The following is a 26,152-nucleotide window of genomic DNA, read 5'->3' as shown; positions in this document are numbered from 1 at the left end:
TGATGGCAGCATTGCTCATTGCTCAGTCGGTTTGCCCCGAGGCGCTCCCGAACGATCAGGCATCGAGTACGCATCGGATAGCCAAGACGCAGACAGGGCTCGTCGAAGGGATGCTCACGGATGGGGCCGTAAAGTATTTAGGGATTCCCTACGCCAAGCCGCCCGTCGGAAAACTGCGCTGGGCGAATCCGGTCGCAGCAGATCGCTGGACGGGCGTGAGAGACGCCACCAGTTACGGCAACTTCTGCCCGCAAGAGAAAGTGCTAGGTAATTTTGCAGCCAACGGCGGCAACGAAGACTGCCTCTATTTGAATGTGTTCGCCCCAAGGAAGGGACAGCAATTGCCGGTGATGGTCTGGTTTCACGGGGCAACCGCGGTCGGACACAGCAACGGCTATGACGGCAGCGCCTTGGCAAGTGAGCAGAATGTCATTGTCGTGACCGTCAACTTCCGCCTGGGCGCGCTCGGAGGCTTGGTGCATCCAGCCCTGGACGGCGGCGGATCAACGACGCTCTACAGGCTCCGCGATCAACAGTTCGCGTTGACATGGGTGAAGCAGAACATCGGGCACTTCGGCGGCGATCCGAACAACGTCACCCTCTTTGGCGAATCCATGGGAGGCGTCGCCATCCAGATGCATATGATCTCCCCGGCTGCGAAGGGACTGTTCCATAGAGCCATCTTCCAAAGTGGTCCATCGCGCTATTTCGATCGACTGGTACCGTTGGCAGAAGCTCGAGAGCGCGGAATGTCTTTCGCGCAGACCATCGGCTGCCCCGACCAATCGGCTGCTTGCCTGCGAAACGTGCCGGTAGATGTCATCCTGGCGGCACAGGGCCCGTTTGCAGGCGCCTGCTGTTACGCGCCGCCGATCAATGACGGTCACATACTGACCTTGACGGCTTACGATGCCATCAGATCGGGTCAGTTCAATCGGGTGCCGATTCTCGATGTGACCAATCGAGACGAACATCGATGGTTTGTGGCACATACCGAGCTCGACACCGGACGTCGGCTCGAACCTGATGAGTACCCATTGCGGCTGCAAGCATCTTTCGGCGCCCATGCCGCTGCCGTTGAGCGCACCTATCCACTGAGCGATTTCGACTCACCCAGTGGAGCATTGGCGGCTGCTCAGGGAGATCAGGGATACGCCTGCCAGGTCCGAAACTTCGACATCGACGCATCAAGATACGTACGGGTCTATGCGGCCGAGTTCAATGACCCCACGTCTCCGGAAATTTCACTTCCAAATGTCTCCTTTCCCTATCTCGCAGCACACACTCACGAGATCCCCTACATTTTTCCCGGATGGAGTGGCGGCGCGGCTGACGCGGCGCCGCCGCTGAATCGCCAACAGGAGAAGCTGGCGATGAACATGCGCCGTATCTGGGCCGGTTTCGCCCGCAAGGGAAGTCTGGATGATCTGCCGCCCCTAACCGAAAACAACGAATCGGTGATCTCGTTGCAGCTCGACGGCATCCGGGTCATCGACGACTTCAGCAAGGCGCACCATTGCGAGCTTTGGAACGCCATCCGAAACTGGGCGCCGGTTCGATGAGCCTGCTCGCAAGCCCGGCGCACGCTCCCAGTCGAAGCGTGCGCCGGCCGCCATTCTGAACTACTCCACCGGCGTCCAGCTACGAATCGAATTCCACAGCTCGCACCGATGAGTCTCGCTGAAATCCGAGATCACTCGAACGCGCGGGATCTCCAACGAGATGACGCGCTGCTTGGCTCGGGTGAGCGGCGGCAGATTCGATGGTAATGCCCCCTTCTCCGCGAATGTGGCCCAGAGCTTGCGCATCTCCCTCGCCAACTTCTCTTGCTGGCGATTCAGCGGTAGCGCTGGGTTCGGCGAGGCGCCGTTCCACAGCGGGAAGATGTAAGGAATCTCATGAGTGTGAGAGGCAAGGTATGGGAAAGACACGGCCGGAAAAACATTCTCCGGTGATGTCGGGTCGTTGAACTCGGCCGCATACACACGTACGAACTTGGACGCATCGATGTCGAAATTGCGCACCTGGCATGGATACGCCCTATCGCCCTGCGCCGCGCCTAGCGCGCCACTCGGCGAGTCGAAATCGCTCAGCGGATAGGCAGCACCGACGGCACCGGCATTGGCGCCAAACGATGACGCAAGTCGCGCTGGATACTCCTCGGGCGTCAGGGCATGACCCGTGCTGATCTCGGTGAAGGCGACGAACCACCGATACTCGTCCCGGTTGGTGACATCGAGGAACGGCACCTTGTTGAACTGACCCGACCTGATGGCATCGTATACAGACGAGGTGAGCACGTGGCCATCGACGATCGGGAACGTCGAGCAACAGGTGGTCGCGAAGTAACCCTGCGCTTCCAGGATCGCACTCACCGGCACGCTTCGCAGGCATTCGGCCGTCTGATCAGGACATCCCACCGCTGTTGCGAATGCCTGGCCGCGCGTCCGAGCCTCAGCCAAGGGCACGGCGCGATTGAAGTAACGCGACGGCCCGCTTTGGAAGATCGCCTTGTGGAACAGTCCCTTTGCGGTCGGCGAAATCACTTGCAACTGAACCGCGGCACCGCCGGTGGACTCGCCGAACAGCGTCACGTTATTCGGATCGCCGCCGAAATTCTCGATGTTCTTCTTGACCCACTTCAGAGCGAATTGCTGATCGCGCAGCTCATAGAGAGTCGTGGCACCTTCGCCATCCAGCGCAGGATGAACCAGATCCCCCAACGCCCCGAGACGGAAATTGAGCGTGACGACGACAACATCCTGCTCGCTCGCGAGCGCGCTACCGTCGTGCCCGTTGCTGTGACCGACGGACCCGCCGCCATGGAGCCAGACCATGACCGGGCGCTTACGCGCATGCTTGGGTGCAAACACATTGAGATAGAGACAATCCTCATCCGTACTGGGCGCGGCGAAGTCGCCGAGCTCTTTTACCTGAGGACAAAAGCTCGCGTAGTGAGTGGCATCTCTCACGCCATTCCAACGATCTGGCTTGACTGGATTCGCCCAGCGCAATTCTCCAACCGGTGGTTTGGCGTACGGGATTCCCAGGAATCGGAGGGTGTCACCGTCGTTGACACCTTTGATTACACCCGACTCGACCTGTACCAGTGGCGGGGAATGCCCGTGCCAGCGATCCTTCTCGATGTCCCGGCCGCCGGGTTTTGCATCGCTAGTGGAAATTTGCGTGGCCGTTACCGCGAGCAACACACCGAGCGAAGCGGACAGTCGGACGAATAGTTTCGACCAACTCCGGGCTCTATCGGCTATCGGCAACATGGTGCGTGATGTAAGCATAGATGTCCTCCCTCGTCTTAAGCGACTCTTAGTGGTCAAGGGGAAGTGCCTCGGGCACTGGCATACAACCGATTCGGACTTCGACTGCGCTCTCACATCTCGAACATACGATGACGTTCCGTGTTTGGACTGAAGCTCCTGCAAACCATCAGATAGAGCGGCCAGGCTCAGTCGTCACGATCGGAGACCTGCTTGCACGCGAGCGACACGGGCAGACGTGGGCGAAGAGCTTCGAGCCTGCCCAGAACCCTGCCAGGTCCAGGATTCGCCCGAAGCTCCCCACAGCCACTCGCATCCGCTTCCCCACTCGAAAACTTGTTATTCCAACGCGGTCAGGTCTTTGGCTTGTTGTAGTACCAACGACGCAGATCGCCGTAAGTTACAGGTTCGTACAGCGACGGCTGATCCTCGCTCTTGCAGGGCGGCAGCACTTCGAGCACGGTATCGTCCTGAGGGCCGAAGAAGACCGGGATCGAGTAGCGATCCACATTGCTGGTATTGATCACACGGTGCTTGGTCGACAGGTACAGTTCATTGGTCCATCGCACCAACGCGTTACCCGTATTGACCAATAGCGTACCGGGGACGATATCGACCGCCCGCCATCGTCCGGACGGCATTCGCACGGCGAGACCCGGAATGTTCTCTTGCGCCAGGAACGTCATCATCGCGTTGTCGGTGTGAGGCGCAATTCCGTACTGTCGATTGCCAACTTCCTTCTGTGGCGGATAGTGCAGCAGAGACAGCTGCAGGTGCGGATTCACGAACCAGCGATCGAAGAAGTCGAGCGGCAACTTCAGGGATGTCGACCACAGCGGCAGGAACGATCGAGCCAACTTCTCGATCGCGCGGTGATACTCGTTCACCGTTTCCTTGAAGCCCGGCAGCTCAGGCCAACGATTGATATTGCCCGCGCCCTCGCGCTGCACGGTGATCTGCTCGTAGATGTTCGGTTTTGTGTCCGCGACGATATTGACATTGACCTTGCGCTTCTCCGTCGCAAAGCCGATGTAGCCCGACTTGAACCCGTCGGTATCGACGAACGACAGCTCGGCTTTCTTTTCCAGCGGAATGGCGTGGAAGCGTTTGGACTCGGCGAAGACCGCATCGATGAGGCTTTGCGGAATCCCATGATTCTTCAAGTAGAAGAAGCCGACCGTCATCGTGATTTCACGCAGGTGGGCAGCGACTGCCTCGCGACCGCCCGGGCGCCCGTCCAGATAGGGCCCGAAATCGAGCGTCGGGATTTCCTCGGTGGAATCGGGGTTGTCGATCAGCGCGATGCTCGCATCGTCATCGAGTATCTGGCCGCGCGGATCACGAGTCTGGGTAAGTGCCATAAGCGCTCCTGCTGGATGCAGCGATTGTCAGATGCCTCAACGTCTGGAGGCTGATTCGGAATTTAGCACTACGTTCTCATAGTGGAAATAGGGTTCGAAGTGCCGGAACACATTTTTTTGGGATCCTGGTTTACAGCCGCAGCGTCTTTCCAAACATTTCGTGGAAAAAAAACGCGACGCGATGTTCCCATCGCGCCGCGCTTGAAATGCTATCGAATGTTTCTTTGACGTGAGTCTCGAAGCGACCTTATGTAGGTTCGACGCGGGTATTCGCTGGAGCGGCAGCGGGTGCATTCTCATCGCCCGCGGCCGCATTTCGTCCGCCGGTTAATGCCGCTCTCGCCGCCAAGCGACGCACATTCTCAGCATGACTTGCGCGAGTGATCTTGTAGGAGCGGATGATCAGAACGGCTCCCAAATGTAACAGCGACACCAGGATCACGAAGACGAGCGTCAGATTGCGCAGGACCTCGGGGTCGACCAGACCCGGCTTCGCCCCTTGAGGAAACCCCACCAACGTCAGAATCAATCCGGAGACGAAGACACCCATGCCCGACATCGACTTCTGCAAGAAGGCCGAACCGGCAAAGAAAACCCCTTCCGAGCGCCGCCCCGTCTTCAGCTCGCTCTCCTCGACCACGTCGGCGAGCATCGACGGCGTGAGAATCCAGCTCGCGCTGGTCAGGATTGCGCCGGCACCAGTGAATATCAGCAATAGCGGCAACATTGCATCCGACCCATTGTCGGGAAACAGCCCGACGAGGCGCAAGACCAGCGGCAGCGTGGTAATCGCAAATCCCAGCGGATATAGCACCATGACTCCGTTTCTCTTGCCGATCCAGTGCGACACTCTGGGTGCAAGGAAGAAGGCCGCGAACACAGCCACGAACCATGAGAGCGTCATCATCGACATTCCGACGTTACTGAGCTCCCAGAAGTAGCTCATGAAGTACACCCACAGGCCGTGGGTCAAACCCATGGATATGTAAGCAAGCATCGAGCTTGCCATGACGATCAGGAAGCTCCGGTTCTTCAACGTCGTCAGCAACTCGTCGCCGTACTGCTTCAATGTCAGCTCACGCTTCACTGGCTGCCGGAACAAGGGAATGAACTTGTGAGTCCCGAGCGCCGACACCATGATGACGACGAACATGATGGCCGCAGCAGTCATGCCATAGAGGTGATAGCCCGCCTCGTTGAGCTGTCCGACGGGGTGCTCTGCGTCCGGGACGAGGAACACGCGGAACGACAGGAACGACATCGTGAGCCCGCCATACCAGGCAAAGCAGCTACGGAATGCGAGGAACGAGGTTCTCTTGTCGTAATCGTCCGTGAGCTCGGGCACCAAGGCCGCGCTCGGAATCTCGTAGAAGCTGATGAACGTTCGTACCACGAGAGCAACACAAACGAGGTATGCCAGAGTCGCGGACTGTGACATCTCCGGAGGATTCCAAAGCATCAGATATGACAGCGCGACAGGAAGCGCCGATGCGTACATGAAGGGATGTCGCCGTCCCCATCTGGAGCGGAAGTTATCGGATACCTGCCCGATGATCGGATCGAGAATGCCCTCCACCACCAGTACCATCGCGATGGCCCCGCTCACCAGATAGGCCGGCAATCCGATCACCTGGTTATAGAAGAGCAGCAGGATGATGTTGAAGCCATTGTCCTTGATGCCGAAGGCGACCGAGCCCAGGCCGTAGACCACCTTGGTCTTGATGCTGGACAACTCGTTCCTGTCTGGAGTCATTCGACTTCTCTCCCCTCCCCGCCAGGTGTGACGGAGGTTCGCTATGGACGATATCGACACCGCGAGGCGGCCGCCGACGATAAAACGATCGCGCCTAAACGAAGCTCCGGCGCCAGAGTCGCCGGCGGTCGGTCGAACGACGGCACGATCGGGAAAAAAACAGAGAAGCGGCGTCGTTGTCGCTGGTCTCGGAGATGTTGTCAGCGACGCATGGCAGCGTCGAACCACGCCCGGACATTTCGCTCTTCATGCCTCCACCCACCTGTTCCGATTCGTAGATCGGTGTCCGGATATCGAGTTCGCTTAAATGCGTACTTCGTTCACATATTCGATCCTAGACCCAAAGCGGTCGGGCAATCAAGGCCGGTGAGCGCCATTCGGCTGTCGCGACTCCAGTCGGCGCGAGAATTTGCGGATCTTGGGAAATTTATGTTTGATTGGGCAACCCCGGCCATGTCGCTTTTGAGACCTTTGTGCTTAAATGCGCACCAGCGTTGAGCTGGATTTGCGGACGACGACAATGAATCACCTCACCTGTCAGCGTGCGCCAGCGTGCACCTCATCGGACTTCCAGTCATGGGTGCCGACATGACTGTCGCTGGCCGACGCACGATCGTGATCGCCGGTGGGGACGGCGTAGGCCCAGAGGTCACCGCGGAAGGGCGCCGTATCCTCGCTCGGATCATCGACAAGCGCGCCCTGCCCTTCGAGCTGGTGGATGTGGAGTATGGAGCGAGTGCATATAACCGACACGGCAAGGTATTGACGGAGGCTGCCTTTGCGGCCATGCGCGACGCAGACGCGATTCTGTTCGGCGCGACCGGCGGTCCGGAGTTCGACGCCATCCCCGCGGCCGCTCGCAAAGCCGGCAATCTGCTCGCTGTGCGTCGGGAGCTGGATCTATTCGCCAATCTGCGCCCCATCAAGCCCGTACCCGAGCTGCACGAGACGTCCTCCCTCAAGGCCCGAGTCATCGACGGCGTGGACTTGGTGATCGTTCGTGAACTCGTCGGCGGCATCTATTTCGGCCAGCCACGCGGTATCGAAGTGCTGGCGAATGGCGAACGACTCGGTACGAATACCCATCAATACACCAGCACTCAGATTCGAAAAGTGACACGCGCCGCCTTCGACCTGGCACGCACGCGCAACAGCCGCGTGTGCTCCGTCGCGAAGGAAAATGTCATGGAGGCCGGGAGGCTTTGGAGAGAGGAGGTCCAGGCTGTTCGCGATAGTGAGTATCCCGATATCGAACTGAACCACATGTTGGCCGACAACTGCGCAATGCAACTGGTCCGCGCCCCGAAGCAATTCGACGTCATTCTCACAGACAATCTATTCGGCGACATTCTTTCCGATTGTGCCGCGATGGTAACGGGCTCGCTGGGCATGCTGCCGTCCGCGTCGCTCGGGCCATTACGCGAAGATGGCCGGCGTGCCGCGTTGTACGAACCCGTTCACGGCAGCGCGCCTGACATTGCGGGGCAATCTATCGCCAATCCGCTCGGCTCGATCTACAGCGTGGCAATGCTACTGCGTTTCTCACTAGGCCGCCGCCACGATGCTGACCTCTTGGAACAAGCGATTGCCAACGCCCTAGCGGCAGGCGCGCGCACGCGAGATATCGCCATGGGCGGCGAAAGCCTGTCCACGACGGACATGGGCGCCGCCGTGCTGTCCGAGCTCGAGCGCCTGCTGGATTAGCAGAGCCCGCCCGCAAAGTCACGTCCGGACTAGGATGCTGACTCGGGCTGCTCGAGCTCCCGCTCCAGCCGTACGAGTTCCGTGGCGGCCCGCTGCATGGCCTTGGCTTTCACGTGCCCATAACCTCGGATCATCTCGGGGAGCTTCGCGAGCTGCACGAGGATCGGCAGCTGCGCAGCAGAAAATTTCGCGGTCCGTGTCAGCAGGCGCTGCTCGTACTCATCTATGAGCCGGCGTTCGGCACGTCGCTCTTCGCTTCGGCCAAAGGGATCCAGCACGGTGCCGCGAAGAAACCGGAGCTTCGCAAGCACGCGAAACGCACTCATCATCCAAGCGCCGTATTCGCGCTTACGAGGATGGCCGGTTACCTTATCGATGCCAGCCAGCATTGGCGCGGCGAGATGAAAGCTCAGGCGCACATCACCGTCGAATTGTCTGGCGATGGCCTCCCGAAAGGCTGCACTGGAATGCAGACGCGCCACCTCGTACTCATCTTTATATGCCATCAACTTGAACAAGTTGTGCGCAACCGCTGCTGCCAGTGACTCCTGCCCCGGCGCCGCTCGTTGCTCAGCTTCCCGCACCGCTGCGACAACGCGACGGTAGCGATCAGCCCAAGCGTCGTTCTGGTAGCTGGTGAGAAACTCGGCCCGTCGAGCAATCAATTCGTCCAGCGTCTTCGGCTGCCATCGCTCCACCGGCAGGCGCGATCTGACGACTTCCCCGACTTTCGTCACATCATGTGCCGCCAATCGTCCCCATGCGAAGGCCTGCTTGTTTGCAGCGACGCTCACTTCGTTGAGCTCGATGGCACGCAGGAGCGACTCGGCAGCGAGCGGAATGCCTCCTTTTTGATAAGCGAAGCCCAGCAGGAAGGTATTGGCCGCAATGGCGTCCCCCAGCAACGCCGTTGCGATGCTGGTTGCAGCGATGAAGTCCAGCTTGGTGTCCCCGATCGCACCACGCAGGATCTCCCGCTTGGCACCGATATCGAGCTCGCCATCCGGATTCATCACCAAGCTTGCGGTGGGCTGGGTATCTGTATTGATGATGGCCACGGTATGCCCGCGGTTGATTCTGGCCACGGCCGCCGGACTCGCGGAGACGACGATGTCGCAGCCAAGAATCAGATCGGCGCCGCCGGTGGGAATGCGTGCTGCGGTGATGTCATCCGGCCGGGCTGCGATGCGAATATGACTGGTGACCGCGCCATTTTTCTGCGCCAACCCGGTGACATCGAGCACTGAGCAACCCTTACCTTCCAAGTGCGCAGCCATCGCGATCAGCGCACCGACGGTAATGACGCCGGTCCCGCCGATTCCGGTGACAAGAATGTTGTACCTGTCGGCCGACATCGTCGCTCGCGGAAGCGGCAGATCGTCTACCGAGTCCGCAGCGATCGCATTGACCGAACTCGCGGCGCGCCTGGGCTTGCCACCATGAACAGTCACGAAGCTGGGACAGAAACCCTCGACGCAGGCGAAATCCTTATTGCATTGAGACTGATCGATACGGCGCTTGCGACCAAACTCGGTCTCCACGGGCTGGACCGAAATGCAGTTCGACGCAACGGAGCAATCGCCGCATCCCTCGCAGACCGCTTCATTGATGATGACGCGTCGAGCCGGATCCGGATGCAACCCGCGCTTGCGGCGCCGACGTTTTTCAGCCGCGCAGGTCTGATCATAGATCAGTACCGTCAACCCCTTGATCTCGCGCAGCTCGCGCTGAACGGCATCGAGATCGCGGCGATGATGAATGGTGGTGAGCGTCGGGAAAGCGCTCGTCGCTGGATATTTATCAGGCTCATCGCTGACGATGGCGATGCGCTTCGCACCTTCCGCCGCAACCTGATGTGCAATCTGCACCAGCGTGAGCTGCCCCTCCACGGGCTGACCGCCAGTCATCGCAACGGCATCGTTATAGAGAATTTTGTAGGTAATGTTGACGCCGGCCGCCGCCGCGGCGCGCAGCGCCAGGATGCCGGAATGAGCGTACGTACCGTCGCCGAGATTCTGAAATATGTGAGGCTCGCTCGTGAACGGAGCTTCGCCGATCCAGCTCGCACCTTCCCCACCCATGTGCGACATCATTGTCGTGCGCCGGCTCGGCACATATACCGCCATCCCATGGCAACCGATCCCAGCCATCGCCCGGCTGCCCTCGGGCACCTTCGTCGAGCTGTTGTGGGGACAACCGGAGCAGAAAAACGGCGTGCGCTGCGCACCTGCGCCAGCCGATGGTAGCGCCTGCTCGAATGTCTTTAGTCGTGCAAGCCGATTCTCCAACTGCGCGTCGCGATGCTCCAGCTTATGCAGGCGAGCTACCACAGCGACCGCAATCATCGTACGCGTCAACTCGCCTTCGCTGGGCAGTAACCTTGCGCCAGTTTCGTCGCGCTTGCCGACAATCGCGGGGCGGCGACTCGCGCTGAGGTTATAGAGCAGACGCGTGAGCTGCGCTTCCAGAAAATCTCCTTTTTCCTCGACAACCAGGATCTCTTGCAGACCGTCCGCGAAGCGCAGCGCCTTGGTCTGTTCGATCGGCCAGACCAGCCCGATCTTATAGACCCGCAATCCGAGCTCACACGCCCGCTGGTGGTCGATACCCAGATCGGACAGCGCCTGACACACATCGAGGTAGGCTTTGCCCGTCGTCACAATGCCGAGCCAGGCAGAGCTCCCCCCGAGCACGACGCGGTCCAGATCGTTGGCGCGCGCGAAGGCGGCGACGGCATCCATCTTCGGCCCATGCAACCGTCGCTCTTTCTCGAGCGGCGGATCGGGCCAGCGGATACCCAGTCCCCCCACTGGCCGCTCGAAGTCACCGGGGATAACGATGTCGATGCGCTCGGGATCGCTGACAATGGAGGCCGAGCTCTCCACGATCTCGGCGGTTGCCTTGAATCCCACCCAGCAACCGGAATAGCGCGACAACGCAAATCCATACAGACCGTAGTCGAGGTATTCCTGCAATGTCGCCGGGTTGACGACGGGCATCGATGCCGCGGCGAACACCTGTTCGCTCTGATGGGGCAGTGTAGAAGATTGGGCGCCATGATCGTCGCCCGCGATGGCGATGACGCCTCCGTAGGGTGAGGTTCCGGCGGCATTGGCATGCTTGAGTGCATCGAGCGATCGATCCACGCCCGGTCCCTTTCCATACCAAATGGCGAATACGCCTTGCACTTTGGCGCCTGGCGATAATCCCACTTGCTGGGTTCCCCAGACCGATGTGGCTGCCAGGTCTTCGTTGAGGCCCGGCACGAAACTGATGTCGTTCTCCCTCAAGAATTTCTGCGCACGCCACAGAGCCTGGTCATACATTCCCAGCGGCGACCCGCGATAGCCCGAGATAAACCCTGCTGTGTTCAGGCCCTGCGCACGGTCGCGTGCTCGCTGTAGCAAAGGTAGACGCACCAGCGCCTGCGTGCCGGATAAGTAGATGCGTCGAGCATCGAGGCGGTATTTGTCGTCGATCGAAACGGATGGCAATGTCATGTCACCAGCAGCACAGGAACACGAATACGCACGATATTCGCATTTCCGACTGTAGTGGAAGCAAGTAAAGCGGTCAACAACCGCCCCAGCCGCGCCGGTCGAAGCTTATTTGCGGTAGCTCAGCGCCTGCTTCTCAATCGCCGCGGCATCAAAATCGTTGATTCGTGCGACCAGTTCGTTCGTGTATAACGTGGCCGGATCGTATTTCGAAGCGATCTCACCGCCCGCGAACAGAATCTCCATCAGTGCCTGCCAGCCCGCCTGCGGATATTCCCCAAAGCGACGCACCTGCCCCTGTGGAAACGCAAAGTAGGCATTCCAGGGTGCTTTGAGGGACTCCACCAGACGGTGCTCACTCTGCGCGTCACTGTCGCGAGGTTTCAGGTTCGGGAAATGTCTCCAGTAACTCTGCAGACAGAACTCCATCGCCTGCTGGCAGAAGATGGTTGCCTTGGCGGATGCGCGACCAAAGCCGATCAGCAGCTGCGGAGTGTTCTTGATCACGTCTTCATGAGCGAAGAATCCGTTCTGAAATAATCCTTTGAACCTGTCGCCGATGGGCAGCGAGCGGAGCTGGCGCCCCTCTGGCGAGCTTTCGAACCGGGCAATGTTGGTTGTGAACGTGATGTAGGCGTCGACTTGACCGTTCAGCAACGCACTGAACGCGGGGCCGGCGGAGCCGATCGCGATGAATCGATAGTCCCGGTTCAGTTGTAAGCCGCTATCCTTCAGGATCATTCGCGACACAGGCATGTGCGAGTTGGTCAGTGCCCCTACGCCGATTCTTCTCCCTTTCAGATCGGCAATGGCTCGAATCGGACTGCTTTCCGGAACCACGAACTCCCAGTTGTACTCGCGTGTCTGATTGTAGAAAAACTTGAGCGGCAGTCGGCTTCTGCCGGGTTGATTGGCGATCATCAGGGGATCTGCCGTCCCGGTGCCGATCGGGATGGACTTGGTGACGACTTGCGACATCACCACCGCCCCTCCCTGCAGCTCTTGGAGACGAACCGAAAGGCCTTCCTGCTCGAAGTAGCCCAACTCCATCGCCGCCGTGAACATCGAATAATTCAGACTGGCGCTGCTGGGCAGGCCGATCACGATGTCGGTAAGCTTCTTGGCGTCGGCGTGCGCGGCAGCCGACGCTAGTACGGCCATTCCAAGACCGAGGGTCAGAACTCTTTGTAATGCGGCTCGCACGGTCTGCGGTTCCTCGTCTTGCACATGGGTCAGCGACAGTGGTGTTGCGCGAAGACGGAAAGTCCGTACCGTTGAGCGGTCAGCGATGACGCACTCAGGCCGAGCGAGCACTCCACCGACATTGCGACTTCGCACCGGCATGAGCGGGTGGGAAAAGTCGCGATTTAGATCGAACAATTGTAGCGTGTGCGCCTATGGGAATGATATTCTTTTCTTGATTAGAGGTCGGCGAGGGGGCGCGACCGGTTTACACCCCATCGTCGGCGGCCTCCTGGCCTCAGTCGGCTATGCCAACCGTCAGTCAGTCGTCAACGGTTGCGACCTTGTAACTCCGGAAATTCGTGTAAACTGGCTAATCGGTCCAGATTTATGAGATCTCAGGCAACTCAACCGCCAGAGGACGGAACTACTAATGATGGAACTAAGCGGAGTGGTTCGATGAGCAGCGCACGCTTGAATGTCGTCAGTGCGCCCGAAGGGCAGCGTCCCGCCAAACGCGGGCGCGGCGTTGAAAAGGTCCGACGCAGCGGTCCCCGTTCGGTGACCCGATTGCTGAATGTGCTTCGCGTACTTGCAATGTCGGAAGAGAGTTCGAGCCTCGCACAGCTCAGTCTGGCGATTCGGACACCTAAAACGAGCTTGCTTGCCCTGTTGCGTACCCTCGTTGAAGCCGGGTATGTGGTGCAGCGGGAGGCCGGCTACGCCCTCGGGCCCGAGGCATTCGCCCTCGGTTCGGTCATCATCGGTCAGCGCAAGCTTGGTCAACTCGCCCGGCCGGTGCTGCAAAAGCTCGCGGAGCAAAGCGGCGAAACCATTCTTCTGGCCGAGCTGTCGTCGGATGCAGCCTATGCCGTGTATATCGACAAAGCAGAAAGCACACGTGCAATCCGCTTCATCGCCAACGTCGGCGAGCGCCGCCCGCTCTACAGCTCTGCCGGTGGTCGCGTGCTGCTTGCATTTCAAAGCGACGAGTTCCGCAAGGATTATCTCGCCAAGACCAAGCTCGAGCCGATCAACCCGAAGAAAAAGAAAATGACTCGCAGTGAGCTGGAAGGCTTGATTCAAGACGCGCGCAAGTCCTACCTCACGACGACCAACGAAGATGTCAGCGAGGGCGTGATGGGCTTCGGCTCGCCGGTCTTCGGACGCGGCGGCGAAGTCGTTGCCGCGCTATCCATTGGCGCGCCGGTCATCCGCGGCCAGCAGAACGCAGCCATGATGTCGAAATTGGTGAAGAGCGGAGCCAAGGAAATTTCACGCATCCTCGGGCATATAGAGGAAGAATAAAGGGCGCGGGCGACGCCCACTCCCATCTCGGAGGCCTCAACAGGCCTCCGACTGCCCCGCCCTCAAACGATAGCGCCGACTCACGACCAGCACCGCTCCCGAGTGCGCGGATCGGCGTAGCTCCCTCGCATAGCATGCGAGCATGCCCCAGTAAGCGTTCTTCCAACGCCGCCAACTCTGGCATCGGCGCAACGTCGCAATGCTGGCGACAGCATCAAGACCTTCGCTGCCGCGCCGATTGATCTAGTAACCAGCTGAAGCCACGTACATCAATGTGCGCCTTCGGCGGGCCGATCGCTCAGGGCATCGGCGCGGGCAGCCTCAGCCTCGGTCGCGATCTTACGTGCTCATATCAGAATGCCACCCCACAAATGAACGGTGTGTAACTTGACTCACCAAGATGGGAATGACATTCTCATAACCGCACAAGCATCGATCTACTTTGGGGAAATTCCCACGACATCGACGTGACGGCGAAGCGCAGATCGATAGGAGCGCTCCAGGCCATTGCCGGCGCGCCTCACACGCCTCGAATGCTGCGGATCGTTGCTTCGCGAAGGGGCACTGTGAATGCAGCGCAGCCCACGCTCTCGCGCTCACAGCAGCGGGAAGCGTTTCCGGAACAACAATCAGCCAGGACAGGGTGGGCGCCTGCGGCCGCGCCGACCACTAGCTGCCTGGCACTTCATCGGGGTTTGACATGACACAGGTGACTTCATGAACTGGCGCATCACTCGACGAGCTTTGTTGGAACGCGGACTGCACTTGTCCGCCGGTGTAGCAGTGGCAGCGACGTTGAGCGCCTGCGGCGGCGGCTCCAAAACCACTGGCGCCACGCAGGCTTGCGCCGACCCGTCCAAACTCGGTCCTACCGAGCTCTCCACTCGAAAAGCCGTGGGCTACGTCGAGCAATCCAGCAACCCGCAAAGCGTCTGTGCCGGATGCGCCTTCTTTCACGCCCCCGCCTCAGGCGAGGCCTGCGGCAAATGTGACATGTTCAATGGAGGCCCGGTCAATCCGGGGGGCTATTGCAGATCCTGGACAGCGCGTGCCGCAACTCCGAACACCGCCGCTGGCTGATAGAGACATGACGGCCCCCTACCATTCGGCACAGCCGCTGCGCACGCGTCATTTCAAACAATATGCTCTTGGCTGGTTGGCGATCGTAACCAACCTGCTGAGCTTGGCCGCGACCACCGCGATCGCCGATGTCGATCAAGCTGCGGATCCAGTGGAGCGCGGCCGCTATCTCGCCACAGCCGGCAACTGCACCAGTTGTCACACGCGAAATGGCGGCGCCCCGTTTTCCGGCGGAGTCGCGTTTCACACCGACTTCGGTACGATCTATTCGACGAACATCACGTCCGATGCCAAGACAGGCATCGGCGGCTGGACCGAAGAGCAGTTCATCAGCGCGCTGCGCGAAGGCATTCGGGCCGATGGCAGCCACCTGTACCCCGCCTTTCCCTATACGGCCTTCACGAAAATCACGGACGCCGACGCCACAGCTCTATGGGCCTTCCTCAAGACAGTCGATGCCGTCAACTATCGGCCGCCCGAGAACGATATGCGATTCCCATTCAACCAACGCTGGCTACTCGGCGTATGGAAGGCGCTCTTCTTCGAGACGGGCAGCTATCAACAGGACGCCAGCCAATCTGCCGAATGGAATCGCGGCGCCTATCTAGTGCAGGGGCTCGGCCATTGCGGAGCCTGCCATTCTCCGAGAAACTTTCTCGGCGCTGAAGACAACGCAATGGCGCTCACGGGCGGTGGCCAAACACATCCTTCCGCAGGCAAGCTTCGCGCATGGTCCACGACGAATCTCACAACTGCACCGAGCGGATTGGGTGCGTGGTCAGTCGACGAAGTAGCCTCTTACCTGCACTTCGGCGTCAGCGCTCGCGCGGGCGTATTTGGGCCGATGAACGAAGTCATCCTCAATAGCACCCGCCATATGTCACAAAGCGATGTGCGCGCCATGGCGGTGTATTTGAAGTCCCTGCCCGCCCGGGAGCAGAGCGTGAGCAAAACACCCAGTGCCGAAACCCTGCGTAAAGGCGACTTGCTGTACTCCATCCACTGCGGCACATGCCATTTGCCGACAGGACTGGGCTCGGACACGACTGCGCCGCCACTGGCAGGCAGCTCCATTGTGCTGGCCCCCGATCCTGCCTCGCTGATCAATGCAACTCTGCATGCCCCCGAGCTGCCCCATGAGGCGCCGTCATCGGAATGGCAGGCACGACGTTGGAAAACGATGGAACCCTACGCCGACAAGCTGTCGGATCAGGAAGTCGCAGACTTACTCAGCTATGTGAGAAACAATTGGGGCAACCGGGCCAGCGCCGTCGAGCCGGCGGACGTGAGCCGACAGCGCTGACGGTAGAGACACTGCCCAGACCTGAGGGCAGTTGTCCGGCCAGGCAGTCGCGGAGGAAACCCCAATGCTTCGATCTTCGATGAGAACCGCGACGTGCCTGCTAATGCTGCTCGGCCTGGCACCGCGACTGCAGGCTCGCGAGGCGCGCGATCCGTTCGAGTGGCTGGATCGAATGAACCGCGCCTCGGCCGTCATGCTGCTCGAAGAAGACATCATCGAACCGAAACAAGCGGCGACCATCGCTGCGGCGATTGAGAAACTACACGCGGAGTCGCGCGAGCCGAACTTCCGCCGCAGCGGCCTCTATGTATCCATCGAGCCTCGTCTGCTGGAGATTGGCGGCCCCGACGTCTCACGCTTGCACACTGGCCGAAGCACCATCGACACCGGCCGGACCAACCTGCGACTCCAGCAGCGCGATCTGATACTGAACTCATATCAGGAGCTTCTCGAGGCACGCGCGACACTGCTCCGCTTCGACGAAGCTCATGCCCAAGCAATCGTCCCAGCTTATACATTGGGCGTGCAGGCGCAGCCAACGTCATTGGGTCACTACATCGCCGGCTATCTGAGCGTCTTCGAGCGGCACGCCACCTTACTGGCGGACACGTACCTAAACATCAATCAGTCACCGCTAGGCGCGGCTGCACTGGGAACGTCGAGCTACCTCATCAATCGCCAGCGACTCGCCGATCTGCTGGGTTTCGAAGCACCGATTCGCAATTCCTTCGATGCCGTGCAGCTTGCCACGCTCGAAGCCAGCATGCGCATCACCGGCGCAACTTCCGCTATGGCCATGACGACCAGCGAGCTCATGTCGGATCTCGAGGATCAATATCGGATGACCCATCCGTGGCTCACGCTGCCGCGAGAACTGACAGTCGGGAGCAGCATCATGCCGCAGAAGTTGAATCCGACCATGATCAACGAAACACGCGCTCAAGCGAGCACTGTGCTCGGGCGCAGCGTGTCGTACATGTTTGGTGCCCACAAGGCGTCCGCGGGAGACACCGATCTGATGTTTTCCGGCCCGAACGAGGCATTGACAGACACGGCTGCGATGATGCGAAGCGTGGCAAGGATCTTTTCAGTGTTGCAATTTGACGAACCCCGCGCTCTGGACGAAGTTCTCAGCGACTATGCCGTGGCGACCGAACTTGCTAACGCTTTGCAACGACTCGCCGACGTGCCGTTCCGGGACGCACATCATGTCGCGGCCGCAGTCGTGCAGTTCGGCCGTGATCGCAAACTGCGCCCCACGGAGATTGCCTTCGGAGATTTCAAGCGGATCTACGCCGACGCGGCTGCGAAATATCACTTGCCTCGCTTGCGGGCGGCATTCAACGAAGCCGAGTTCAAGCGAGTCCTACGGCCAGAGAACATGGTCATGTCGAGCCGCGGCTATGGCGGACCGCAGCCCGCCGAAGTGGCGGCAATGCTTCGCGAACTCGCCCTGCAGCTGGAAACCGATCGTGGCTGGCTACGAGAAAAGAACGAACAACTAGCTGCCGCGGACGCGCGTCTCGACGCCGCATTCTCCAAGCTCTAGGCGCCACATTCTTCCACTGAGGCACAACGTCGTTGCTTACCTCGAGGTCCGCTGCACCCGGCCTTCAGCTCTCGCCGGTTGCGAAGCACTCGACGCCGCAGCCGTCTGCTCATCCTCAAAGGCAAGAAGGTTTCGATACAACTTCAGCAGGGTGCGCATGAACACCTCCGCGTCCGCTGGATCAACGCCCGCAAAGACTTCGGCGCGTACCTGCTCACTGAGCTTCGCGATCTGCGCCAGTAAGGGTTGCGCTTTCTTGGTCAAGAACAGGCGCTTCGCGCGACGATCCTGCGGATCTTTCTGCCGCTCGATCAGCCGGCTCGCCTCCATGCGATCCAGGATGCGCACCATCATCATGGGATGGATCGCGGTCAGTTTGCAGAGCTCGATTTGATTGATGCCTTCACTGCGATCCAGGTGTGCAAGCACCTTGCAATCCCCGAGCGTGAGGGAAAACTCAGCGGCGCGCTGCTCGAACCGCGCAACGTACCGTCTCGCCAGATCGGTAGTCACAAACCCGAACGTGTCGCGTTTACTCATGACGAAGCACACCTGGCGCAGCCCCTGCCGTTCTCATATCCGTATATTATTCTTTTTATTGACAGGCCGTGCCACGAGCGCAATCCTACGACGAGTTCCGCTACTCGACAGATTTGCTTCACTCGCACTCGCGCCGAATCGACATAGTCATGCAGCGCACGGCTCGAGACTTCTCTGTGACCAACGAATCCAAGGCAACTCCGGGCGAAGCATCCGGTACTGAATCGGCGTTCGCGCCCCTAAGAATGCGGACGTATCGCTCTCTGTGGGCCGCGTCCCTGGTTTCGGACCTCGGCGGCCTGATCCAGTCAGTCGGCGCATCTTGGATGATGCTGTCGATTGTCGGCACTGCCGATATGGTGGCGCTGGTACAAACTGCGGTGGCACTGCCCATCATGCTGCTGTCCCTGTTTGCCGGCGCGATGGCCGACAACATCGAGCGCCGCAAGATGCTGCTGGCGTCTCAAGCGTTCATGGTGGTGATGTCCTGCATCCTGTCCGTATGCACTTGGGCGGGAGTACTCACACCCTGGCTGCTGCTGTCGCTGACGTTCCTGATCGGCTGTGGCGGCGCCTTCTACTACCCAGCGTGGGGCGCGTCGGTCGGCGATATCGTTCCGCGCTCCCAGCTACCGAGTGCAGTTGCGCTCAACAGCATGGGATACAACATGGCTCGCAGTGTCGGCCCCGCGATCGGCGGAATCATTGTGGCAAGCGCCGGTCCAGCAGCCGCCTTCGCGGTAAATGCGCTCGGCAAGATCGGTCTCGTCGGTGTGCTGGCCCGCTGGCGTCGCACTACCGAATCAAAAACGCTGCCACGCGAACCTCTCGGCATGGCCGTCGCTGCAGGAATCCGCTACGTCAGCATGTCACCGGCGATCTGCACCGTCTTGGCTCGCGGGGCATTGTTTGGTTTTGGCGCAAGCGCCACGATGGCGTTGATGCCCGTCGTGGCCAAACATCTTCTCGGGGGCGGTCCCTTTACCTATGGATTGCTGTCGGGTGCATTCGGCCTGGGCGCGATGGCTGGCGGACTATGCAGCGCGCCGCTCCGGCTGAGACTCTCAACAGAAGGAGTGGTGCGAACAGCAAGCATCAGCTGCGCATCCGCCGCGGCGGTGATAGGCCTCAGCAGTCATCTGTGGCTCACGATGTTTGCCTTGGTCTTGACGGGGGCGTCATGGGTGCTCGCGCTATCGACTTACAACGTCGCGGTCCAAATGGCTACGCCGCGCTGGGTCGTCGCTCGCGCATTGTCGATTTATCAGATGGCGACCTATGGCGGCATGGCTATGGGCAGTTGGGCGCTCGGCGCGCTCGCCGGACATGGCGGCCTCCAGCTCGCATTGTTAACCGCTGCCTGCGTCATACTCTCGAATGCCGTCGTCGGCCATTGGCTACCGGTATCGGAAGTGAGGTCTCTCAACCTCGATCCGCTCTGGCCATCGCACCAACCCGAGACCGATGTGCCGGTCGACTTTCGCACCGGTCCGGTGGTGGTGTCCGTTCAATATCGTATCCAGGAGGCGGATGTCGGCGAGTTTCTCAGCTTGATGGCCGAGCGACAACGCATCCGACGGCGCGACGGCGCACGCAACGTCACGCTATTGCGCGATCTCGCCAATCGTGAGATCTGGATCGAGCGCTATGAGACAGCGACATGGCTCGAGTACATCCGGCACACCAGCCGCGTCACCAAGGATGACGCAAGCCTGTTCGAACGCCTCAAGGCGCTCCATCGCGGCCCCGGATCGCCGATCATACAACGCATGCTCGAGCGCCCAGCGACCTTCTCGCCTGCCGCTCAAACGACGGCAGCCTCGCTCACCGAACCGGTAACGGAGCCCGGAGGATAGAGCTGGAAACGGGTGGAAGCGAACCGCCCCGAGCAGGCGCTCGGGGCAAACACGCGCTACGAACGTTCGCTACTTTTTCGTGCCTGACTTGACTTGCGACAACTGCGGATTCTCGCCGGTGGTCGCACTGCCGCGTGTCAGGAAGACGCGCGTGAACTCCACTTCCAATGCCGACGAGATCGCCGTCATCTCGCCGGTCTTCGGATCGGGATAGCCGTCCGCCAGGCGATGCATTGCTCGATACAGCGACGGCGAGGACAGCTGTCCATAGCTCTGAATGGCAGTGGCGGATGACACATTCAAGTGCCTGATGAAGTCATCGACACCCGCATACCCGGCCATGAAGCCCTTGGCGCTCTCCGGCGTCAGGGTCAGTTTGAAACGCACGCCCCTGAGCTCGTGGTTTGCGGTCGTACCGAAACTCATCGCCGTAGGCATCACCAAATCCGCAGGATCGGTGATGAGAACGCCATTGACGATCTTACCAGTCCAGGTCGATTGAGCAAAAGCGCCCCAGCGCTCATCGATCTCTTGTGGCGCGCCCGGAGTGAACGACTCACCGCTGGCATCGGTCATCAGAGGATCCAGCGAGCGATAGCTTTTGACAGTCACCTGCGCGTCGTTTTCCAAGCTGTCGACGCCTGTGATCTCGATCACGAACCGGTTGTAGTTGTAGCGACGCAGCGTCTGGGTCTCACTGGTGCGCCAGTGCCCGCCTGGTGGACGATAGGAAGAAATACAGCCGATCGCACGGAACAGCTGGTTGTCGATGCCCTTCTCGCCGTCGGGGCCGACGAAATCGGTGGGCTTCACCTGGCCATCGAGGTCCATGCCATAGGAGACCTTGCCAGCGACCTCCTTGAACTCGAACGGCTCGCGCTCGGTCGAAGGAAACCATTGACGACCTTCGCGCATGAGCTGTGTATCCACCAGCGTCCGCTTGGCACCGTTAGTCGGAAACTGCTTCTCAAACTGCTCCCGGGGTCCGTCGTTAGTGCCTTTGGGACACTCCGTCTTGAGATCCTTGCCCGGATAAACCGCCCAGTGCCGCGTCGTAATGATGTAAGCAAGCCGACCGTCGCTCGTGAGCATCAGCGGCTTGAGCGGATCGACCCGCGAACTTTCGGCCGCGGCGGCACTTTGGAATACGCCAGCCCCCAAAGCGAAAGCAAGCGCGGCGCGCAGCACGGACGTCTTTACCTGTTGCATTCTAAACTCCAAACCTTGCGAGGCCCCGATCAGTCGGCGTTGCCGCCGGCCCGACCCGCACTCGTGAAATCATCGCGCAGCCAGAAAGCTTTGAAGCCGTTGCGGTTGCCCCAGAACTCGCCCCATGCATCGCCGTACGCATCGCCGGGTTTCGTATCCTGAGCAAACGTGTAGACCGGCCGATCACGGAACGTCCACACGTGCACCGCCCCCGCCGCTTTGGCTTCGGCAAGCTTGCCGGATTTGGGATCGATCCACGCAGTGCCCCAGATCAGATTGCCGCTCACGGCGTTTTCCGGCGCGGGCACGTAGGGCCAGGTCTTGTTGCAACGCTCGGCATCGAAGTTGCCACACACTGCGAGACGATAAGCCTGGGTCGTGGTTGGATGATCGCAGGCGAGCTGATCGACCGTATCTTCGCCGCAGTTGTAAACATACAAGGTTCGACCGGCACTATCGGCGAGCACTTGACCGATTCGGGCGCTCTGCACCGTAAAGCCGGCGGGCGGTTCCGGATTCTTTTGCGTGTACACGTTGTGCCATCCCTGAACATCGCTGCCCTCGAGACTTCGAAGACGGCGATCCAGCACTCGCGTGTAGAGCGGCTTGCCTCGGAACGTCCATTGCTTCACGCCAGGCGAGCGCTCGATGATCCCCCAATCTCCCTTCGCCACGACCAGTTCTCCGGCAATCACCGCAGTCCATTCATCACTGCACTGGGCGCGACAATTCGACTTGTTCGGTTCATCGCCATCCCAGGTGTACACAGAGTGACTGTCGCCGGTCACGATGAGGCGCCCGGTCGCGTGCGGTTTGACATCGAACGCCGGCGGAACATTGGAAGCAGGTCCGATCGGCCGGCGAAGCACTGGCGCGTCGTAACGACGCTCCCGCCGAGTACCACCGTTCACCTGCCCCGCCTTGGTATCCAGACTGGACGTATACAACGCATATCGCTCATACGCCCACTGCTTGGTGCCATCCTTGCGCGTGACGACCGAGAACTTGCCAACTGGCTTCGCCCCAGCATCCGCAGTCACCGGCCGCCATACATCTGCACAGGTCGCACGAATGGGCAAATCAGGCAGCACGAGGCCCTTGGGATAAGGCGTCATGTAGCCGGTATTTTCCGTGTAGCGCGTGTTGTCGCAGGTGGGCTGATCCGGGTGCTCCCCGGCTTCGCCATTGCGCAATGTTTCGAGTGGCCACGTGTATAGAGTCAACCCCCGCGGGTCGGCGAACACGGGACCGTCCACGTCCGTCAGCTGAACGCTGAAGCCCGGCGGCAGCGGCTCGGGTTTATATTCCTCGAATTCCTTGACCGGCGGGCGGTAGTCACTGTTCGGTCCCGCATGCGCCATGACTCCGCAAACGAGCGCGGCACAGGTCATCAGAGTATTGATATGAGCAAGTCGACGCATTGCAGTCTCTAATAAAGCCAAGGACTAGGCGACGATCTCCGAGATCTCTTTCGAAGTCGCGTTGCTCTTTGAGCCAAAGGAGTTGGCATTGACGCCCATGAGGCGTAGCGCTGTGTAGCTCAGACGCGTCGTCGGGCTGCCGGCGCCATCGATGTGCAACCCCGTCTTGAGCTGTCCGCCGGCCCTGCCGGCAGTAAACATCGCCATGCCATCCAGAGAGTGGATACGTGCGAGTCCGTGATCGGAATTGCCCATGATGAAACAGTTATCCAACAACGTCCCATCGCCTTCCTTCACATTCGCGAAGGCTTGCACCAGCTCCACCCAGCCATCCATCGCGCGTCGCGTGAACCACGACACCTCAGGCTGATAGCCTCGTTCTTCGTCGATTCCTTCCTCGTGAGTCGCCGAGTGATGCGGCTTTTCATATCCGGCTCGCACCGTGTCGGCGAATGGCGCGGAATAGGCGAGGTTGAAAACCCGCGTTTGGTCGCAAGCCACGGCCATGGCCATCAGCTCCGACATGATCTTGTGTCTGCGCGCCACGAGCTCGAAGTCACGCCCTGCCGGCACATCGTCTTTGATCACAGGCGGAGCCTTGCACGCCGCAATGGGATCTGGACGCTGTAATTGCTGATCGAACTGCTGCTCGAGATGACGCAAGCTCGTAAAGTATTGATCGAGTCGCGCCCGATCTTCGGCGCCCACGCGGCGATTCAATTTCTTGACATCGTCCATGACTCCCGACAGCACGCTCTTACGCACCATCACCGCCGGGCTTGGCGTAAACGTCGGCGCGTTGGGGTCTTGGAATTCAGAGCCGAAGATCCGCTGGTACAGGTGCAGAGCCGTGTACTCCGGCATGGTTGGTGAATTGACACCTTCATAGCTCACCGTGGTCCGCGGCTCTCCGGTCGCGGTGGCAGTCAGCGTCTTGAAACGCGAGGTACGACCGATCTGATTCGCGATAGTGATATCGATGGTCTCGCCCGGGCGGTCCTCGCGCGACTTTGGCGCATGCCCCGCGCGCGTCGCGACCCAACCGGAAAAGTGGCAAAGGTTCTCGTTTCCATCCAGAAACGCCGTGTAGTTGGTCAGCATGTTCATATGCTGCTGAATGGGTTTGAACGCCTTGATCTCCTCGGGCAGATCGTAGTTCGTACCAAACTTCGTCGGCACGAACACCTTGGCACTCATGCCGCAACCCCAGAACCATGTGCCGAAGCGCACCGGCAGCGGTCTGCCATCAGCATGCGCTGTACCGTTATCGTTGAGGAAGCAATTCAGCAACGGCAGACCGACCGAAACAACGCCGCCATTCACAATGCCGCGCAGGACGCGGCGCCTGCTCCAATTACTCATCGCGACCCCTCGTGTTGAAGCGCATTTGCCGTCAAGTTGCCGGCCTTACCGGGCTCCGAAATCTCATCCCCCGCTGGCTCGGTCGGAATGGCCTGCGAGAATGCCGGGCTGAGTACAATCGTTCGCAGCAGCTCCGGCAGCCGATATCCTTCCTCGCCGAATGTTTTGTTCAAGTAATCCAGATAGGGACCATCGTCATGAGTTGTGGGCCCGCCCGTTGCGTAGCTGTACATGCGACGCACGAAGCAGCTCGGTAATGCCGGGTTGTCGTGCAAAGCCTGCGCAAGCCCGACGGTATCCTTGAATGCGGTCCCGTCGAGATCGCCGGAAGCGTCGATGGGGTTTCCTCTCTCACTCGTGCGATAGACGCCAGCGCCGTCGAACAGCTCCATCGTCAGCCCGATCGGATCCATAATCTTGTGACAGCCTGCGCACACCGGATTTTCCAAGTGCGCTTTGACTCTATCGCGCTGGGTACGATGTGCCGGGTTGGGATTGTTCAACGCCGAGAAATCCACGTTCGGCGGGGCATTCGGAACGGTTTGACAGAGCAGCAGCTCGCGCACTGCCTTGCCACGTCGAGTCGGCGAGCTGCGTCCGGGATGCGCATGGCTGGTGAGGAAGCTCAGATGCGTGAGAATTCCCGCGCGACCGGAGTCTTCGGGAAACTCATACGCAGTCCAGCCCTGCACTGCAGGCGCTCCGTACACCACGGCAAGCGCGGGAGAGATGAAAGTCTCACGCGTCGTGTAGAGATCCAGGTAGCTTTTCTTCTGCGTCACGAGATGATTGACGATGGTTCGCAGCGTCTGCTCCCGTGCATCGACGATAGTTGCGCCAGTGATGGACGGATAGATCTGCGGGTCTTTGAACAATGTGTCGAAGACCTCGAAGTCCAACAGGTCGTCGAAGAACGCGCGCGTGCCGACCTCGAACCGCGGACTCGCGAGCATCATGTCGACGACTCGCTCCCGCCCCTTGCGCGTCTGGATCTCGCCGCTCTCGGCAGCCTTCAGCAAAGCGTCGTCCGGTCCGGCATTCCACAGCAGGAAACTGAATCGCTGCGCCATCGAATATGCGTCGTAGCGGAACCTGCCCTTGTTGTCCGGGTCCGGTTCGTAGCTATCCGAGATGAAGAGAAAGTCCGGGCTGATGAGCATTCCTTCCAGTGCAATGGCCAGACCCGAATAGAAGCCGCCGAGCCGCTCCGCGCCAACGCCAGCCACCTGCACCAGAACGTTGGTCTGCTCATCGGTCAGCGGCCTCCGGTAAAGCAACCGGCCAACGGAAGATAGGAACTGACTGGCGCAGGCCGCGTCCGCCGCCTTCTCATCCTTTGGCTGACACGGGATCAGGAAGTCTCGGTACTCCGGCCCCGTTACAGCCGACGCCACCAGGGTGGCGGTACGCCGAAACTGGTCGAGCTTTCCGGCGTCCAGGTTGGCGACCGCCGCCCCGTTGGCGAGCAGGCCGTCCTTGCGGCTCATCGGCGCAAAGCGGGCATCGATGCGCAGGTTGCTACCGAAAATATGGGTGAGCGTGTTGATGTACTGCTCTTTCGACATCAACCGCATCTTTGGCTCGGTGCCCCGGATCTCGCCCGAGTAGCCGGAAGAAGGCAGGAAGTGAACTACCAGCCCCAGCACCGCAGCGATGCCGACGACCGCGCCCGACAATAACCAGATCTTGCGTTTCGGACCCACGCGCTTGCCAACTTGCATCTACAATCGCCTCGTGCGCTAGCGTGCCTAT

The 26,152-nt window shown here is 60.1% G+C and carries 17 protein-coding genes; 7 read left to right on the top strand and 10 right to left on the bottom strand.

Features of this window, described 5'->3' with window-relative positions; translation table 11 throughout:
* The first annotated feature begins 2 nt into the window (after positions 1 to 2).
* On the top strand, positions 3 to 1,562 hold the full coding sequence (locus EKO19_RS36845; RefSeq protein ID WP_157995623.1) for a carboxylesterase/lipase family protein: 1,560 nt from the start codon (positions 3 to 5) through the stop codon (positions 1,560 to 1,562).
* Between the two features lie 60 nt (positions 1,563 to 1,622).
* Here EKO19_RS36845 and EKO19_RS36840 read toward each other — a convergent pair whose 3' ends face one another.
* The 3 genes from EKO19_RS36840 to EKO19_RS36830 form a co-directional block, all read right to left on the bottom strand.
* A complete protein-coding gene (locus tag EKO19_RS36840) occupies positions 1,623 to 3,278 on the bottom strand; it encodes a carboxylesterase/lipase family protein (RefSeq protein WP_246039045.1) in 1,656 nt (551 codons plus the stop codon).
* 350 nt (positions 3,279 to 3,628) lie between these two features.
* Entirely contained in the window at positions 3,629 to 4,636 is a 1,008-nt protein-coding gene (locus tag EKO19_RS36835; protein WP_129782430.1) for an isopenicillin N synthase family dioxygenase, read from the bottom strand.
* 247 nt (positions 4,637 to 4,883) lie between these two features.
* Positions 4,884 to 6,389: an MFS transporter gene (locus tag EKO19_RS36830; RefSeq protein ID WP_129782429.1), complete on the bottom strand. Its 1,506-nt coding sequence runs from the start codon at positions 6,387 to 6,389 to the stop codon at positions 4,884 to 4,886.
* Between the two features lie 588 nt (positions 6,390 to 6,977).
* Here EKO19_RS36830 and leuB point away from each other — a divergent pair.
* A complete protein-coding gene (leuB, locus tag EKO19_RS36825) occupies positions 6,978 to 8,093 on the top strand; it encodes a 3-isopropylmalate dehydrogenase (RefSeq protein WP_129782428.1) in 1,116 nt (371 codons plus the stop codon).
* A gap of 29 nt (positions 8,094 to 8,122) precedes the next feature.
* Here leuB and EKO19_RS36820 read toward each other — a convergent pair whose 3' ends face one another.
* Positions 8,123 to 11,593: an indolepyruvate ferredoxin oxidoreductase family protein gene (locus tag EKO19_RS36820; protein WP_129782427.1), complete on the bottom strand. Its 3,471-nt coding sequence runs from the start codon at positions 11,591 to 11,593 to the stop codon at positions 8,123 to 8,125.
* 105 nt (positions 11,594 to 11,698) lie between these two features.
* Positions 11,699 to 12,817, bottom strand: coding sequence for an ABC transporter substrate-binding protein (locus tag EKO19_RS36815; protein WP_157995622.1), 1,119 nt, complete (start codon positions 12,815 to 12,817; stop codon positions 11,699 to 11,701).
* A gap of 414 nt (positions 12,818 to 13,231) precedes the next feature.
* On the opposite strand from EKO19_RS36815, the gene EKO19_RS36810 reads away from it, so the two are divergent.
* The 4 genes from EKO19_RS36810 (at position 13,232) to EKO19_RS36795 (ending at position 18,012) form a co-directional block, all read left to right on the top strand.
* The gene (locus tag EKO19_RS36810) at positions 13,232 to 14,080 is read left to right on the top strand and encodes an IclR family transcriptional regulator (protein WP_175597339.1); all 849 of its coding nucleotides are present in this window, start codon (positions 13,232 to 13,234) and stop codon (positions 14,078 to 14,080) included.
* 717 nt (positions 14,081 to 14,797) lie between these two features.
* Positions 14,798 to 15,160 (top strand): high-potential iron-sulfur protein, encoded by a 363-nt coding sequence (locus tag EKO19_RS40125; protein ID WP_129782424.1) that lies wholly within the window; start codon positions 14,798 to 14,800, stop codon positions 15,158 to 15,160.
* A 7-nt stretch (positions 15,161 to 15,167) separates the two neighbouring features.
* Complete coding sequence (locus EKO19_RS36800; RefSeq protein ID WP_129782423.1) at positions 15,168 to 16,463, top strand: cytochrome c; 1,296 nt, start codon at positions 15,168 to 15,170, stop codon at positions 16,461 to 16,463.
* Between the two features lie 79 nt (positions 16,464 to 16,542).
* The gene (locus tag EKO19_RS36795; protein ID WP_175597338.1) at positions 16,543 to 18,012 is read left to right on the top strand and encodes a lyase family protein; all 1,470 of its coding nucleotides are present in this window, start codon (positions 16,543 to 16,545) and stop codon (positions 18,010 to 18,012) included.
* A 36-nt stretch (positions 18,013 to 18,048) separates the two neighbouring features.
* On the opposite strand, the gene EKO19_RS36790 is transcribed toward EKO19_RS36795, so the two are convergent.
* Complete coding sequence (locus tag EKO19_RS36790) at positions 18,049 to 18,552, bottom strand: MarR family winged helix-turn-helix transcriptional regulator (RefSeq protein WP_129782421.1); 504 nt, start codon at positions 18,550 to 18,552, stop codon at positions 18,049 to 18,051.
* 176 nt (positions 18,553 to 18,728) lie between these two features.
* Here EKO19_RS36790 and EKO19_RS36785 point away from each other — a divergent pair, with 176 nt between their 5' ends.
* Complete coding sequence (locus EKO19_RS36785; protein WP_217705835.1) at positions 18,729 to 20,408, top strand: MFS transporter; 1,680 nt, start codon at positions 18,729 to 18,731, stop codon at positions 20,406 to 20,408.
* Between the two features lie 69 nt (positions 20,409 to 20,477).
* On the opposite strand, the gene EKO19_RS36780 is transcribed toward EKO19_RS36785, so the two are convergent.
* Genes EKO19_RS36780 through EKO19_RS36765 form a run of 4 tightly spaced genes read right to left on the bottom strand, consistent with a single transcriptional unit; the run spans position 20,478 to position 26,121 of the window.
* Positions 20,478 to 21,617 carry a hypothetical protein gene (locus EKO19_RS36780; protein ID WP_129782419.1) on the bottom strand — a complete coding sequence of 380 codons (1,140 nt, stop codon included), beginning with the start codon at positions 21,615 to 21,617 and terminating at the stop codon, positions 20,478 to 20,480.
* Between the two features lie 29 nt (positions 21,618 to 21,646).
* Positions 21,647 to 23,038: a COG4315 family predicted lipoprotein gene (locus EKO19_RS36775; RefSeq protein ID WP_129782418.1), complete on the bottom strand. Its 1,392-nt coding sequence runs from the start codon at positions 23,036 to 23,038 to the stop codon at positions 21,647 to 21,649.
* A 24-nt stretch (positions 23,039 to 23,062) separates the two neighbouring features.
* Positions 23,063 to 24,400 carry a DUF1552 domain-containing protein gene (locus EKO19_RS36770; RefSeq protein ID WP_129782417.1) on the bottom strand — a complete coding sequence of 446 codons (1,338 nt, stop codon included), beginning with the start codon at positions 24,398 to 24,400 and terminating at the stop codon, positions 23,063 to 23,065.
* The gene (locus EKO19_RS36765) at positions 24,397 to 26,121 is read right to left on the bottom strand and encodes a DUF1588 domain-containing protein (RefSeq protein WP_129782416.1); all 1,725 of its coding nucleotides are present in this window, start codon (positions 26,119 to 26,121) and stop codon (positions 24,397 to 24,399) included. The genes EKO19_RS36770 and EKO19_RS36765 overlap by 4 nt, the downstream gene beginning before the upstream one ends.
* Positions 26,122 to 26,152: the final 31 nt, after the last annotated feature.

The organism is Peristeroidobacter soli, assembly GCF_004138485.1.
Classification (GTDB): domain Bacteria; phylum Pseudomonadota; class Gammaproteobacteria; order Steroidobacterales; family Steroidobacteraceae; genus Steroidobacter; species Steroidobacter soli.
Note: the sequence above shows the minus strand (reverse complement) of the source record. Positions and strands in the feature narration are given on the sequence as shown.